This window comes from Companilactobacillus mindensis DSM 14500 (assembly GCF_001434275.1).
Lineage (GTDB): Bacteria > Bacillota > Bacilli > Lactobacillales > Lactobacillaceae > Companilactobacillus > Companilactobacillus mindensis.
Map to the genome: position 1 here is coordinate 70,603 of NZ_AZEZ01000103.1, position 15,055 is coordinate 85,657.

Consider the following 15,055-nt stretch of genomic DNA (forward strand, 5'->3'; position numbering starts at 1 on the left):
ATTTTAATTACCTTTTACTAGAAAACGGCATATTTAATAAATAAGCAAAGTAATACCAGCAATTAAAACGATAAAATAAACAACCAACTTATTAGTTAATATCTTTTGACCAAATTGTTTTGCATTGCTGATATTACCAACAATGGCAAAAATAGCTAAAACTATTACAGCGATACCTAAAAGTCTAAATAACATACTGAACTCCTCATGGATTTAACGATTTGAATATAGTAACAATTATAACAAAGGTAGTGAAAAGTGAACCTCAGTTGCCAAAATACTTTGAATCGGCAATTGTTTTAAATAAAAATATTGATGTATTTAATGAATATTAATTGTAAACTTTAGATAATGAAAATGATTTAGGGGTAATTGCCATGAAAGATATACGTTTTAAAAGTGTTTTCGATATCATTGGACCGGTAATGGTTGGGCCAAGTAGTTCGCATACTGCTGGAGCGGCTAGAATCGGAAAAGTCGTCCATGATATTTTTGGTGAAAAGCCAGACAAAATCACTATTGATCTGTATGAATCGTTTGCCAAAACTTATCGAGGCCACGGAACAGATGTTGCTATTGTCGGTGGATTGCTAGGAATGGAGCCGGATGATGAGCATTTAGCTGATTCTTTGAAATTAGCCTATGAGCAAGGAATCAAAGTAGCTTTTGTGCCTAAAAGCGACAAAGTGGATCATCCGAACACGGCAAAGATCAATCTTGTTAAAGGTGACCACGAATTGTCAGTTACTGGGGTTTCCATTGGTGGCGGAAATATTCAAATTTCTGAGATCAACGGTTTTAAGATGTCCTTGAGTTTGGGTACGCCAACTTATATTACGGTTCACCAAGATGTTGCCGGTATGATTGCCAAAGTGACTGATGTCTTTTCGGATTTCAATATCAATATTGGAACGATGACAGTTACTCGAGCTTCCAAAGGTGAGAAAGCCATTATGATCATTGAAGTCGATGAGCGTCGTGACCGTCCAGAAATTTTACGAAAATTAAAAGCTTTGCCACACGTCGATAATGCTACGTACTTTGAATAGGGGATTGCAAAATGTTTTATACAATTAAAGAATTAGTTGAAAAGAGTGCTGATTACGATTCAGTTGCTGAATTGATGATTCAAACGGAAATGGAAAATACTGATCGTAGTCGTGAATTTATTCGTTCACAAATGGAACGGAATTTGGCTGTAATGGAAAAGTCGATCAAACAAGGTGTTGCTGGCGTTAAATCGGTGACCGGTTTGACTGGTGGGGATGCAAAATTGATGGATGATTACCTCAAAAAAGGTGATTTTCTCAGTGGCGAACCAATCCTTGAGGCAGTCAGAAATGCCGTAGCCGTGAATGAAGTCAATGCCAAGATGGGCCTGATCTGTGCGACACCGACCGCTGGTAGTGCTGGAGTCTTGGCCGGAGTTTTGGTAGCAACTAGAGATCGGTTGAAATTGACAAGAGATCAACAAGTTGACTTCCTATTTACAGCCGGAGCTTTTGGATTGGTCATTGCTAACAATTCGTCAATTGCTGGAGCTGAAGGTGGTTGTCAGGCTGAAGTTGGCTCGGCCGCTGCTATGGCCTCTGCTGCTTTAGTTTGTGCTAAAGGTGGTACAGCTCAACAGGCGGCTGAAGCTATTTCAATTACTTTGCAAAACATGATGGGCTTAGTCTGTGATCCAGTAGCTGGTTTGGTCGAAGTTCCTTGCGTGAAGAGAAACGCTTTAGGTTCTTCACAAGCAATGATCTCAGCTGATATGGCTTTAGCTGGTATCAAGAGTGTTATTCCAGTCGATGAAGTTGTTGAAGCAATGCACAAAGTTGGTCAACAAATGCCTTCGATTTTTAAAGAAACTGCCGAAGGTGGCTTGGCAACTACACCAACAGCCTTGCGTTTGAAAAAAGAAATTTTTGGAGATTAAATTTTGACAAAAAATTAGTTTTGAAAGGAACAATTAGAGATGAGAAAACACAGTCATGCCGCATGTACTTCAGTAATGGTCGGCAAAAAAGCCTCGATGGATGGAGTAAATTATATTGCCCGCAATGAAGATAATTTCGTTGCTAACTGGCCCAAACGATTCTTCGTACAACCAGGAGTTTCTGATCGTCATGAAACTTATACGTCGCCTTATAACAAATTGAGTGTGGAATTACCCGAAACAGGTTACCGCTACACATCATCACCTGATGCCAATCAAACTGAAGGTTGGTATGAAGAAGATGGAATCAACGAGAAAAACGTTGGGATGAGTGCAACTGAAAGTACCGTCGCTAATGAAAAAGTCTTGGCTTATGATCCTTTGATCGAAAATGGAGTGGCTGAAGATTCGATTACAACTTTAGTTTTGCCATACATCGACTCAGCTCGAGAAGGCGTGGAACGTTTAGGAAATTTGATTGCTAAATACGGTTCCACTGAAAGCAACGGTGTAGAATTTTTCGACGAAGATGAAATTTGGTACATGGAATTGGCTACGGGTCATCACTGGGTGGCTATAAGAATTCCCGACGACTGTTACGCGGTGGCAGCTAATCAAATGGGCGTTGAGGATATTGATTTCAATGATTCCAAGAACTATATGTGGTCCGAAGGTATTCAAGAATTCGTCAGTGAACACGATTTGAATCCGGATGAGGACCGTTGGGACTTTAGACATATCTTTGGTACTAATACTAAACAAGACCGCCATTACAACACACCGAGAGTTTGGTATGGCCAAAAGGTTTTGAATCCATCGATCCAACAAGATCCAGAGTCAGATGAATTGCCATTCTTGCGTAAAGCTGAAAAGAAGATTTCTGTGGAAGATATCGAATATATTTTGGCATCGCACTACAACGAGACTCAATTTGATCCAATCGGTAGTGGCAGCGAAGCCGATAAGAAACGCTATCGGGCCATTTCTTTATCTAGAACGGCTAATTCGCATATTTTACAAATGCGTGATGCTAAAAAAGTTGCCGCACCAGCAATCGAGTGGAAATGCTTTGGTATTCCAAGTTTTAGTCCTTACGTACCATTTTTCACGAACGCTAACGACATCGATGAATCATACAGCTACGTGCCTGAAAAACTAGATATGAAGAGCGCCTATTGGATGTATGAAACGTTGGCAATGATTGTCGAGAGCCACTACCAAGAGTTCGCTACCCCAAACTTGGATTATCAAAAAGAATTAAAAGCTTGGGCTAGAAGAAAGATTGCTGAAGTAGATGCTGAAACGGCCAAAATGACTGGTAATGAATTGACGGCCTTTTTGACTTATCAAAACCATGAAATTGCCAAACATTTCAACGAGACAACAAAAAATCATTTAGCAGATTTAATAACTCAAGGAACAGAATTGTCTAAATTAACTTTTAAAATGGATCCAAATTTGTAAAATTATCTAAAAAAATCTGTCAATTTTTAGTGAAATTGACAGATTTTTTTGTCTAAAATTATAAATATAACGCAATTAAACCGCTTACTCAAGAAATATTTGCTACGTCATGAGCTTTTTTTACCCAAAGTGACAATATCAAGCCTATAATAGATATTGGGAAGTTCCCATTCTGGGAACCGCAAATCAATGAAAGGTAGCGAAGGCATGCAGGTATATAAAAATTCAGAAGAATTGATAGACCAAATTAAAGAGAGTTATCACAAATTCATTGATGAGTATGAGGGTATCAGTGATGATGTAGCTGATGAAAGAATCGACCAAGTGGATAAAACTCCACGTGAAATGCTCTCTTATCAAGTTGGTTGGATCAATATGATTTTGTCATGGGAAAAGGCTGAAGCAGGTGGAAGTAAGATTACAACTCCAACTCCAGGTTATAAGTGGGATCAAATGCGTCAGTTGTACCATGATTTCAATATTAAATATGGTTCCGATGGTATCGAGAATGAAAAAGAAGAGCTTGGTAGCGTAGTAGCTGAATTGATTGCTTGGGTCGATGAAATGTCCCACGACGAACTATTCAAACCCGGAGAACGCAAGTGGGCTACAACTAAGGCAATGTGGCCAGTTGCTAAGTGGATCAGAATCAATGCAGTATCACCATTCAATAACTACAGTAGACAAGTTAGAAAGTGGAAGAACTTCAATTTAAGAGATAAGAAACCCGTTAATTCATAGGATTTATTTCTATATTCAATTAGTTAAATACATAAAACAAGGTCATCCAGAAAGAAATGGATGGCCTGTTTTAATACTTTTTTAAAGGTATCCAAATAATACTCTTAATATTATTAATATAAGATAAGAGAAAAATTATTAGTCTGGAATGAAATTCCGGTGGATGCTCAGCCGTGGTAGGGTCTTAGCTGGCGTCCTTTGCCAGATTAGAGCCAGACAAGCTTCAAAACAATCGCAAGATTGGTTCGAAGTTGCTTCTCACAGCGTTCCAGCAATCCACCGGGATTTCATGGAAGACGGGAAGCATAGAATACCCAGATTTTCGAATTTTTTGTTGAAAATAAAAAAGCCACCCCCAAAGGAGTGACTGTTTAAAGTCCAAAATCAATTAAGAAGAAACCAATTGTACCAATGATCAATAACATAATGATATTGATGACACTGAAGTACAAGAGATAACGACCGGGGTTCTTCTTGAAGAAGAAACGGTATTGTTTAAAGGCCAACAAGTTAGCTAGTGAAGCAACCACGGAACCAAGTCCACCAATATTCGTACCTAAGAAAATGGCGTGAACATATTTGGAGAATTTGGAAACTAAGATAGTTGTTGGAACATTACTAATGAATTGACTGGTAATTATTGATGTTAAATATGTACTTGTTCTTGTTTGCAGAAATTGGTGCAAGTTGTCAACAATTGCGGGTTCACGGTTGATATTACCAACGGCAATAAAGAAACACATGAAGATCAGAACGATTGAATAATCAACTGACCCTAGAATTCTTGGATTGATAAAGATAACCAGCAACAAAGCGGCAATCAAGGAACCCCACATGGGGATTACCGAAAAGATTCCGAGAAAAATTATTACTGTGACGACAACTGTCAAAGACAAACTTGGAATGTTCAACTCGACAGCAGGTAACTCAGTCAACTCGATTTTATCTTTAGGAAAGAAACGAGTTAATAAGAAAATAGCTAGGAATGTTACGATCGTTATCGGAGTAGACATGATAAAGAATTGTTTGATTCCTAAATTAAAGTGTGTCAGCAGGAATAAGTTATGGGTATTACCAAACGGTGTAAAGATACTTCCAAGGTTGGCAGCCATTGCAATAACAATTACTGGAAAAATTGGGTTCACTTTGATATGTTTGGAAAGTTGATAAAACAATGGAACCAATGTCAGAATTGCGACATCATTTGTTAAGAACATCGCTCCGAAGAAAGACAACGAAGCTAACATAAATATCATCTGCCGGGTAGTTTTGGCTTTATGAGTCATATAAGCGGCATAATATTTTAGGAAGTCCAAATAGTCATAAATTTGGATTATAATCATCATAGATAGTAGCGATGCGAGCGTCTTCCAATTAATGTCCATCAATTGTGGTGGACTAATGAAGATAGATGTTAGAATGGCCGCTGCCCCGGCAATCCACAAGACCCTATCTGAAAATATACGTTTTAATACGTTCATTTAGTTTTTCCCCTACAAAAAAAGAAGTACCTTATATAGTATAAAGATAAAAGTACCTTTAAAAAAGATAATTATACAAAAAGTTGCAAAATAATTTTTAAAACTTAAATATTTCAAAAATTATTTATATAAAAAGCCTAATGTATTGTAACCTAAGTATAATAAATAACAACCTGTTGGAGAGTAATATATGCAAATAATCTTATCAATTTTAATGTTTATCATAGGTATTGCCGTAATGAGTATGTCGTTTAAAGCAAAGAAAGAATTGGTATATTATCTGATATTATCCGGTGGAACTTTGATTTTTTCTTAGGATTTTTTTTAGCTTTTCCAAAGTAAAGGGTGCCAATTAAATTAAGTATTGTTATAATTTTCGTATCAAATTAGGGAGGGGTTTCCATGATTTTGAAACGAACATCGTTGCTAGTTTTGATTTCAATGATCGTTAGTGTGATCGAGATGACTGTCGACCCTGGATTTATTGCTGGACGAATCTCTTTGGCATTTTCAGGATTTTTGATGTTATTGTTGTCATTACTATTTGTGCGAAGCTTGTGGCGCTTTAAATAACCCAAAAAATATAAAATTATGATTTGAAAAAGAACTTGGCTCTTGATGAGATTAAGTTCTTTCTGAACTTTGATTATATGCAAAATAGGTCATCCAAAAACTGGATGGCCTATTTTAATGCAATTTTTTATAGTTATTCGAAATAATAATGTTTCATGAAATTAGCTATTGTTTCACAGGGAACACTAATACTCTCCATCAATGATCTTATCAAGTGTTGTCTTGGAAGGGATGAAGAAGAGCGTTCCAGAAACAGGTGTACTGAAGTCTAGTAGACGGTCACTCTTAGTGAACATATTCGTCAACATACGGTCAGTGATCGAGAAATCTTTTGTATAAGCGATAAAGTAAGTTCCGGTCTCATCTTTGGCTGGATTTGAGAAAGGCACATTCATTCTGACAATTTTATGCTCAACGCCATCTTTTTCATCTTTAGAAACAACGTTGTGAGCGTTAGGAAGTTTTTCTTCGTCCTTTAATTCACGATCGGAGAATTTATGACGACCAATGGCTTTTTCTTGGTCATCAGTGTCGAGTGCTTTCCAAGCGTCCATGTTGTGGATGTATTTTTGAGCGAAGGCATAAGAACCGTTGACGAATTCGGGGTCTTGAGAATCATCGATCAAAGTATAATCCATTGATTCTACGCCGTCAGGGTTCTCAGTTCCATCAATAAAGCCGATGATTGCACGTCCTTCGAGATATCTAAAGCCGTGGGTCTCATCTTCAACTGTTGTGATGGGACGCAAGATACCCATGAATTGATCCATTAATTCGTAACAAACAGCCATTTCTTTAGCCCGAACGTGAATGAAAATATCGCCAGGAGTTGAAACGGCAGTGTATTTAGGTCCCTTGATTTCTTTGAAGGTAGTTAATTGTTTTGGCTTTGGAGCGTCTGGAAAAAGATAATCCCAAGCATCTGATCCAAAGCCCCAAGCAATGTGTGCTTGAGCTTCGGGGTCACGAATACGCATACTGTTGATAATTGAATTAGACATATCGGAAAAATCAGCAATGGCCGCTTTTTCAGCAGCTTGATCTTTGTGGTTGAGCATTAGAGTAGCGAAAATAACACTTTCACCCGCGTCTTTATAAACATCTTGGGCTTTTTTAATATCGACTGTCATAATGAATTTACCTCCGAATAATTGTTTACACAGATACTGTATCACAATCCAATCATAATCAAAATTATTAAAATCCCGAAATTAAAATTCTTGATTATGTTTTAAATTAAGAGAATAATTATATTAATAATATACATTGAAACCTTGGAAGGAAGTACAAATATATGTGTACAAGTCTTAGTCTTGGAGCCTTAGATGGTTCAAAATTTTTAGCTAGAACAATGGATTTTGCCTTTGAATTGAATGGTAGACCAACATTTTTACCTGAGAAGTATCAATGGATCTCTTCTTATGATAAGAAAACATACACGACAGATTATGCCATTATGGGAACTGGTGCCAAATATGGCAATAACTACATGGTAGCTGACGGATTCAATGAATACGGATTGTCTGCTGCTGAATTATACTTTGCTAACGCAGCTAAGTACGAAACAGAGCCAACTGACGGTGAAATTAATGTCGTTGCCGAAGAATTTATCCTTTGGGCTTTAGGAAACAATAAGTCGATTGCTGAATTGCAAGAAAACATCAAACAAGTTCACTTGATCGAATCAAACAGTGGCGTTATGGGTCAAAACCAACCATTGCACTTCATTTTCAGTGATGCTACTGGCGCAACTTATGTCTTGGAACCAGAAGGCGACGGTTTAGTTCTTCAAGAAGATAAAGTCGGTGTAATGACTAACACACCTGATTACAACTGGCACAAGACTAACTTGGCTAATTACTTGGGTGCTCAAACAACTAACTTTACAGCTAAGAAATTTGGCGATGAAGAAGTTATCCCATTGGGTCAAAATGGTACTTTCAGATTGCCTGGAGGTTACACAGCAGTTGACCGTTTTATCAGAACTGCCTTCATTCGTGAAGCAACTGAAACTCCTAAAGATGCTAAACAAGCAGTCAATACTATCTTGCACATGCTAGACAGCGTTACTATTCCTCGTGGCGTCAACATCAAGGAAAACGGCGAACCAAGTTATACCCAATATCAAACCGTTTTGGACCTCACTAACAAAGTGATGTACTTTGTTCCTTATGGCAACAGAACTGTTTATGCTACTAAGATGACTGATGACTTGATCAAGAATCAAACTGAACCTAAGGAATTTGAAGTTGCTTTGGATCAAGATTTTGTTGGCCTTAACTAATTTGCTATCTTCTACAAAATTGAATTTTGATTGATTTTGATTGAAATATAAAAGGGTTCTACATTAACTGAAGTAATTCGGTTAAATGTAGAGCCCTTTTTCAGCTTTGGTTACATACAATTATTTAGATACGTGCTAATAGATCATCCCAAAATCGCTAGACGGCCCATTTTTTAGTACTGTTTTAAACAAAATATAAAGTCATTAGATCTAAAGTTTTAATACTACTAATGTAAAACAAATAAAAAATCGTTTAGTCTGGAATGAAATCCCGGTGGATGCTCAGCCGTGGTAGTCTCTTGGCTGGCGTACCTTGCCAGGTTAGAGACAGACAAGCTTAGAGACAATTTGAACTGTAATTGGCTCTAAGTTGCTCTCACAGCGTTCCAGCAATTCACCGGGATTTCATGGAAGACGGCAGTGAACAACAAACTTGAAAAAGAAACCTCAAAATAAAGCCCACTCTTTTTTTGGTATGTAAGAACAATATGGTATAAGATATAATCAAATAGAGAGATAATCACCATATCAAAAATTGGTGCGACCCAATCATGAAATGAGGAATAAAAATGGCCGATTTAGTTTATCAAAGAATTATTACATCACTTAAAAAATCAATTGACGACGGTGAATTCACTGACATGCGTTTACCCGACGAAAGATCACTAGCTGAAAGTTACAGTGTCAGCCGCAGTTCTATCAAAAGAGCTTTGGGATTGATGGCAGATCAAGGAATTATTTTTAAGAAACGTGGTTCAGGAACCTTTGTTAATCCACTGTATGTCAAACAAGGTTCATCCTTCAATTATAGTGGGAGAAACTTGGGTATCACGGACAGTTTCAATGCCAATGGTCAAAAGCCAGGCGTAAAAGTATTGAGTTTTGACGTTGTTCACCCGAATAAAGATCTTCAAGACAATCTTTTCTTGAAGCCAACTGAATTCGTTTATGCCTTCAAGCGCTTGCGTTCATTGGACGATGTGCCGTTCATGATCGAAACAGGTTATATTCCTATCAAGTTGGCACCAGAATTGTCTGAGCAAATAGCTTCCGAATCGATCTTTAATTATGTAGAGTCAGAGTTGGGAAAAGAAGTAAACAAGACGTATTTGAATATTTCCGCAGAACCATCTGATGAAGAGGGCAAAGAATTATTGAACTTAGCTGACAACGAACCAGTCGGATTAATGGAGGGAATTTTCTTCCTAGATGATGGTACACCGTTCGAATTCTCAACGATGAAGCTTCATTATAAGTATTTTAAGTACGATACTTTCGTTGATTTAGCAAGTAAGTAAGAGTTTTCAATAATTGGAACGCACCAATTTATTAAATGGTTGACTTTTATATTTTAAATGGTTATTATGATACTTGTAAATACATAAGGAGAGTGCTTTGTAATGACAGATTACTCATCAAAAGAATACTTAAACTTATTGAACAAATATTGGCAAGCAGCTAACTATATTTCTGTTGGTCAACTTTACTTAAAAGATAATCCTTTATTAAGACGTGAATTAAAACCAGAAGATGTTAAAGTTCACCCAATCGGACACTGGGGAACAATCGCTGGTCAAAACTTTATTTATGCTCATTTGAACCGTGTTATTAACAAATACGGACTAAATATGTTCTACATCGAAGGCCCTGGTCACGGTGGGCAAGTTATGGTATCTAACTCATACCTTGACGGAAGCTACACTGAAACTTATCCAGAGATTACTGAAGATACTAAGGGTATGCAAAAGCTATTCAAGCAATTCTCATTCCCAGGCGGAGTTGCATCACATGCTGCTCCTGAAACACCGGGTTCAATGCACGAAGGTGGAGAATTAGGTTATTCTCTATCACACGGTGTTGGTGCTATTTTAGATAACCCTGACGAAATTGCTGCTGTAGTTATTGGTGATGGTGAATCTGAAACTGGTCCACTTGCTGCTTCATGGTTCTCAAATGTCTTCATTAACCCAGTTGATGATGGTGCCGTATTGCCAATCTTGAACTTGAACGGATTCAAGATTTCTAATCCTACGATCTTGTCACGTAAGAGCGATGAAGATCTAACTAAGTACTTTGAAGGTATGGGTTGGGATCCAATGTTCGTCGAAGGTACTGATCCTGAAAAGATGCACCCAGAAATGGCCAAAGTTATGGATGAAGCTATCGAAAAGATTCAAGCTATCCAAACTGCAGCTAGAAAACACTCAGCTGAAGATGCTAAGATGCCTAAATGGCCTGTTATCATCTTCCGTGCACCTAAGGGTTGGACTGGTCCAAAGACTTGGGATGGCGAACCTATTGAAGGTTCATTCAGAGCTCACCAAATTCCAATTCCTGTTGACCAAAACGACATGCAACATGCTGATAAATTGATCGAATGGCTAAAATCATACAAGCCAGACGAACTATTTGATGAAAATGGTAAGTTGAAGAGTGAAATTGCCGCAATCACACCTAAAGGCCAAAAGAGAATGGCTATGAACCCTATCGTTAATGGTGGGGTCGATCCTAAACCTCTTAAATTGCCGGACTACAAGAACTATGCTTTGAAGTTCGACAAGCCAGGTGAAAAGAATGCTCAAGATATGATCGAATTAGGTAAATACCTAGGCGACGTTATCAAGAACAATCCAGACAACTTCAGATTATTTGGACCTGATGAAACTATGTCTAACCGTCTATACGGCGCATTCGATGCATCTCCTCGTCAATGGATGGAACCAGTTCACGAACCTAATGATCAATTTGAAGCACCTGCTGGTCGTATCATCGATTCACAACTTTCAGAACATCAAGCTGAAGGATTCAACGAAGGTTATACTTTGACAGGTCGTCATGGTATCTTTGCTAGTTACGAAGCTTTCTTGAGAGTTGTCGATTCAATGCTTACACAACACTTCAAGTGGTTGAGAAAGGCTAACGAATTAGGTTGGAGAAACAAGTATCCATCACTAAACGTTATTGCCACATCAACTGCTTTCCAACAAGATCACAATGGTTACACTCATCAAGACCCAGGTATCATTACACACTTGGCTGAAAAGAAGCCCGAATACATTCGTGAATATTTCCCAGCTGACACAAACTCATTGCTTGCTGTAATGCCTAAGATTTTGGATGACCAAGAAAAGATCAATTTGTTGGTTACATCAAAACAACCAAGACCACAATTCTACTCAATTGAAGAAGGTCAAGAGTTAGCTGATAAAGGTTTGAAAGTTATCGATTGGGCTTCAAATGGCAAGGACGATCCTGATATCGTTATCGCTGCTGCCGGTACCGAACCAAACCTTGAATCATTAGCTGCTATCAGTATTTTGAGAAAACAAAAACCTGACATTAAGATCAGATTCGTTAACGTCGTTGACTTATTGAAGTTGAGATCACCAAAGGTTGACCCTCGTGGTTTGACTGACTCTCAATTCAACGAGATCTTCACAGTTGATAAACCAGTACTATTCGCTTTCCATGGCTTCGAAGATATCATCAAGGAAATCTTCTTTGACCGTGACAACCACAATCTTTATGTTCACGGTTATCGTGAAAATGGTGATATCACAACACCATTCGACATGCGTGTCGTAAATGAAATGGATAGATTCCACTTGGCTGAAGAAGCTGCCGTTGCTGTTCAAGGTGACGCTGCTAGTGACTTCGCTGACGAAATGGAAGCTATGGTTGATAAGCACAACAAGTACATCCGTGAATACGGTGATGATCTTCCAGAAGTTAATAACTGGAAATGGTCAGACTAACGAATATATGAAAAAGAGTCTCAATTCCTTTATCAAGGATTGGGACTCTTTTATTGTGTAGCATGTATTAAAAAGTAAGACGATATTAAATCATAAAACGGTGTTCAGAGATTGTGAACAACAGTCTACAAACATTGATATAACAGTATTTCTAATCAAAATAAGTTTAAAAATAATTGAATAAGTTTCTTTCTAAGAAATGTTAATATTACAGTGCTGAAAATTCATTTTAATTTTAGAACCTTACTGGCAGTGCGATTCTTTCTTTAATTTGTTCTAAGACAATAATAACGATTATTAGAATGATTTTTTTAAAAGATGAGAATAGCTGGAACCCCTGATATAGCGGGTTGTTAAAGCATTTTTAGCATGGTATTATCATCTATGGAAAAAAAGAAAAACACTAAGGGGTGGATGTTATGACAACAAAAAATGTAAAATTCATGAAGGTAACACTAATGGCGGTAGTGGCTATATTATTAATGATGCTATTCATTTTACAAAGTCGATACACCATTCCAGCAGTTGCTTTGGCAGCAATTGCATTAGCTGTTTACTCTGAAGATAGAATTTCAAAGAAACATACATTCAAATTTACTGATTAATTCATTTGATCAGTCATAAGGGTTCATTTGATAAGACTTCGATATTTCAATCGAGGTCTTATTTTTTTGTGCCATGAAATCGGCCAAAGATACTCTAAATCAAAAATATTAGCAATAATATTCCGTAAATAAAAAAAATATATCTGTAAGAACCAATTGCTCCAAAAGCTAGTATTTCCATAATATATTCCTTAGTAAAGGAGAGAATATATTATGAAAAATAAAACAGTAGAACGTGGCATACTTGTTACCACATTTGGTTTTATGGGATTAGGTTTATTTTTGAATCAACCACTAAATGTAACAGCTGATTCGAATTTAAGTGGGATACCATCAAGTTCTTCCAATTCGGGGACGGGAGAATCCAAAAATCCAACAACTCAGGATGTTGATCAGAAGGTAGGTCCTGCGGCGTCTGATGATACTGAGAATATCGGGCAAAAAGTTATTTATAAAACGCCCATTCATCAATGGGTACAAATTGCAGCAACCGATCAATATGGGGAGGCTATGACTAAACCCAAGGGAAATACTAACTCTACAGTATTTGTAGAAAAGAACGCAACGAATATTAAGGCAATATATACAGTGGAAAATACTTCAGACAAAGAAGAGAGTCTTGGACATAATCTACTTTTACTTTTGCCGCATTATAATCATAGAAATGATAAAGAAAATCTTAATCCTTTGGTCATTTCTGATACTGTGACAGAAGCCGATTTAGTAAAAAATTTACCGGAAAATGTCTCATTACAATATTCAACAACAAATATGTGGGGATTTAAACCATTGAAGAAGTTGGAACAATCAGATGAAGGATTCAAATGGTCAGATGTTGGTCAAATAAAAGTTATCTTCAGTAAGCCTTTAAAGGCCCATGAAAAATTTTCAATATCGATACCAATGACTAGATTACCTGGATCAGAACGTGCAGATATTGAAAGTTTGACAGATGGATTTGATAATGATCAATATATGAAATGTAGTTTCGTTGACCCAGCGGATGGCTCTTTTGCAAAGCTCATGCAAGGAAAACTCAGAGCTGTAACAGTCGTAAAAGCGAATGAAAAGTATCAAGATGTGCCTGCTGAGATAGAAAAACTGATGCCAGAAGCAAGTTCTCAATATATTACTTCGACCAATAATGGTGCTACAAATAAAAACCCAACCGGAAATGTTCCCTTTTTGTATGGAAATGGAATAATTAATTTAAATTTGAAAACTGCCGGTATACCTGATCTAGTAAAAGACAAGGGTTATTCAGTTTTGCTTACTGAAGATACTTTCCAACCTCAATCCAAGTATAGTTATAGGTTTGATCCTAGTACGGTAGTTCAGGTTAATGGCGATAAAGCGACAAGAGCGGCCGGAAGTCCAAGTGATAGTTTTGCACCATACATTTATGTAACTTTGCGTAAAGTAATTGATACCAAAGATATTAATTTAAAAGTTGGTGATAAGTGGTCTGATAAAGATAATTTTGTAACTGGTTTGAAGAATGATGACAGTAAGTTGACCGCTGAAGATGTCAAAGCAGACGTTAATGATCCAGATGGTATTATCAAAAATGGCAAAGCTGTTAAGGACGGTACATTCTCAGTAACTTATTCCTATAAGATCTCGGACGATTATTATGGAAAGGGTACGCCATATGTAATATCTAAAACGGCCCAAGTTAACGTGACAAAGCCAACAACAGCAACAAAACCAACGACAAAACCAATAACTAAGCCAGTCAAACCATCAACAACTCGTCCACATAAAAATAATCACATTTCGAATGGTGGGGTATCGCAACCGGTAGATCCAATAACAGAGATGCAAAATCTCATCGAAACGTATCCTGACCGCTCTGAAGTGACTTTGTATACTGGGCAAGGTAAACGTGTTGAAAATCGTGCCTTGGCTGCAGGAACGGCCTGGTTTAGCGATAAAATGATGAACTTGAATGGTGAAAAATATTATCGTGTAGCAACTGACGAATGGGTAAAAGCAAGCGACGCCTATGCTTATCAAAGTAATAATTTAACTATTAGAACTAAGCAAGAACAAAGATTGACTAATGCCCATGGTGATTTGATTGAAAACCGTGCATTAGCAGCTAATACTGATTGGCGTGTAGATAAATTAGTTACGATCAATGGTAAAGCTTATTATCAAGTAGCTACAAATGAATTTGTACCGGTAGCTGATGTAGTGGTTGAATGACAAATAAAAAGCCCCGA

At 37.4% G+C, this 15,055-nt stretch carries 13 protein-coding genes; 10 read left to right on the plus strand and 3 right to left on the minus strand.

Features of this window, described 5'->3' with window-relative positions:
* Positions 1–33: 33 nt before the first annotated feature.
* A complete protein-coding gene (locus FD29_RS11455) occupies positions 34–195 on the minus strand; it encodes a hypothetical protein (protein WP_157049399.1) in 162 nt (53 codons plus the stop codon).
* Between the two features lie 182 nt (positions 196–377).
* On the opposite strand from FD29_RS11455, the gene sdaAB reads away from it, so the two are divergent.
* The 4 genes from sdaAB to FD29_RS11020 all read left to right on the plus strand — a co-directional run bounded on the left by sdaAB (position 378) and on the right by FD29_RS11020 (position 4,132).
* A complete protein-coding gene (sdaAB, locus tag FD29_RS11005) occupies positions 378–1,049 on the plus strand; it encodes an L-serine ammonia-lyase, iron-sulfur-dependent subunit beta (protein ID WP_057888960.1) in 672 nt (223 codons plus the stop codon).
* Positions 1,050–1,060: 11 nt separating this feature from the next.
* The gene (gene sdaAA / locus FD29_RS11010) at positions 1,061–1,927 is read left to right on the plus strand and encodes an L-serine ammonia-lyase, iron-sulfur-dependent, subunit alpha (protein WP_057888961.1); all 867 of its coding nucleotides are present in this window, start codon (positions 1,061–1,063) and stop codon (positions 1,925–1,927) included.
* 39 nt (positions 1,928–1,966) lie between these two features.
* Entirely contained in the window at positions 1,967–3,391 is a 1,425-nt protein-coding gene (locus tag FD29_RS11015) for a C69 family dipeptidase (RefSeq protein ID WP_057888962.1), read from the plus strand.
* 207 nt (positions 3,392–3,598) lie between these two features.
* Positions 3,599–4,132, plus strand: a complete 534-nt coding sequence (locus tag FD29_RS11020) for a ClbS/DfsB family four-helix bundle protein (protein ID WP_057888989.1) — start codon at positions 3,599–3,601, stop codon at positions 4,130–4,132.
* Positions 4,133–4,503: 371 nt separating this feature from the next.
* Here the strand turns inward: FD29_RS11020 and FD29_RS11030 are convergent, their stop codons facing one another.
* Positions 4,504–5,613, minus strand: coding sequence for an SLC13 family permease (locus FD29_RS11030; RefSeq protein ID WP_057888964.1), 1,110 nt, complete (start codon positions 5,611–5,613; stop codon positions 4,504–4,506).
* A 402-nt stretch (positions 5,614–6,015) separates the two neighbouring features.
* Here FD29_RS11030 and FD29_RS11460 point away from each other — a divergent pair, with 402 nt between their 5' ends.
* Positions 6,016–6,186, plus strand: coding sequence for a hypothetical protein (locus tag FD29_RS11460; RefSeq protein WP_157049400.1), 171 nt, complete (start codon positions 6,016–6,018; stop codon positions 6,184–6,186).
* Positions 6,187–6,371: 185 nt separating this feature from the next.
* Here FD29_RS11460 and FD29_RS11040 read toward each other — a convergent pair whose 3' ends face one another.
* Positions 6,372–7,316: a Dyp-type peroxidase gene (locus FD29_RS11040; protein ID WP_057888966.1), complete on the minus strand. Its 945-nt coding sequence runs from the start codon at positions 7,314–7,316 to the stop codon at positions 6,372–6,374.
* Between the two features lie 164 nt (positions 7,317–7,480).
* On the opposite strand from FD29_RS11040, the gene FD29_RS11045 reads away from it, so the two are divergent.
* From FD29_RS11045 to FD29_RS11065, 5 genes are all read left to right on the plus strand, one after another.
* Positions 7,481–8,470 carry a choloylglycine hydrolase family protein gene (locus FD29_RS11045; protein ID WP_057888967.1) on the plus strand — a complete coding sequence of 330 codons (990 nt, stop codon included), beginning with the start codon at positions 7,481–7,483 and terminating at the stop codon, positions 8,468–8,470.
* A gap of 569 nt (positions 8,471–9,039) precedes the next feature.
* Positions 9,040–9,768, plus strand: a complete 729-nt coding sequence (locus FD29_RS11050) for a GntR family transcriptional regulator (protein ID WP_057888968.1) — start codon at positions 9,040–9,042, stop codon at positions 9,766–9,768.
* 102 nt (positions 9,769–9,870) lie between these two features.
* Complete coding sequence (locus FD29_RS11055) at positions 9,871–12,225, plus strand: phosphoketolase family protein (RefSeq protein WP_057888969.1); 2,355 nt, start codon at positions 9,871–9,873, stop codon at positions 12,223–12,225.
* Positions 12,226–12,644: 419 nt separating this feature from the next.
* A complete protein-coding gene (locus FD29_RS11060; RefSeq protein ID WP_057888970.1) occupies positions 12,645–12,830 on the plus strand; it encodes a hypothetical protein in 186 nt (61 codons plus the stop codon).
* A 213-nt stretch (positions 12,831–13,043) separates the two neighbouring features.
* Positions 13,044–15,038: an SLAP domain-containing protein gene (locus FD29_RS11065; protein WP_057888971.1), complete on the plus strand. Its 1,995-nt coding sequence runs from the start codon at positions 13,044–13,046 to the stop codon at positions 15,036–15,038.
* Positions 15,039–15,055 lie beyond the last annotated feature (17 nt).

Excerpts from the sequence above, each read along its gene's own strand:
- FD29_RS11455 (WP_157049399.1), bottom strand. The coding sequence starts at position 195 with ATGTTATTTAGACTTTTAGGTATCGCTGTAATAGTTTTAGCTATTTTT.
- sdaAB (WP_057888960.1), top strand. The coding sequence starts at position 378 with ATGAAAGATATACGTTTTAAAAGTGTTTTCGATATCATTGGACCGGTA.
- sdaAA (WP_057888961.1), top strand. The coding sequence starts at position 1,061 with ATGTTTTATACAATTAAAGAATTAGTTGAAAAGAGTGCTGATTACGAT.
- FD29_RS11015 (WP_057888962.1), top strand. The coding sequence starts at position 1,967 with ATGAGAAAACACAGTCATGCCGCATGTACTTCAGTAATGGTCGGCAAA.
- FD29_RS11020 (WP_057888989.1), top strand. The coding sequence starts at position 3,599 with ATGCAGGTATATAAAAATTCAGAAGAATTGATAGACCAAATTAAAGAG.
- FD29_RS11030 (WP_057888964.1), bottom strand. The coding sequence starts at position 5,613 with ATGAACGTATTAAAACGTATATTTTCAGATAGGGTCTTGTGGATTGCC.
- FD29_RS11460 (WP_157049400.1), top strand. The coding sequence starts at position 6,016 with ATGATTTTGAAACGAACATCGTTGCTAGTTTTGATTTCAATGATCGTT.
- FD29_RS11040 (WP_057888966.1), bottom strand. The coding sequence starts at position 7,316 with ATGACAGTCGATATTAAAAAAGCCCAAGATGTTTATAAAGACGCGGGT.
- FD29_RS11045 (WP_057888967.1), top strand. The coding sequence starts at position 7,481 with ATGTGTACAAGTCTTAGTCTTGGAGCCTTAGATGGTTCAAAATTTTTA.
- FD29_RS11050 (WP_057888968.1), top strand. The coding sequence starts at position 9,040 with ATGGCCGATTTAGTTTATCAAAGAATTATTACATCACTTAAAAAATCA.
- FD29_RS11055 (WP_057888969.1), top strand. The coding sequence starts at position 9,871 with ATGACAGATTACTCATCAAAAGAATACTTAAACTTATTGAACAAATAT.
- FD29_RS11060 (WP_057888970.1), top strand. The coding sequence starts at position 12,645 with ATGACAACAAAAAATGTAAAATTCATGAAGGTAACACTAATGGCGGTA.
- FD29_RS11065 (WP_057888971.1), top strand. The coding sequence starts at position 13,044 with ATGAAAAATAAAACAGTAGAACGTGGCATACTTGTTACCACATTTGGT.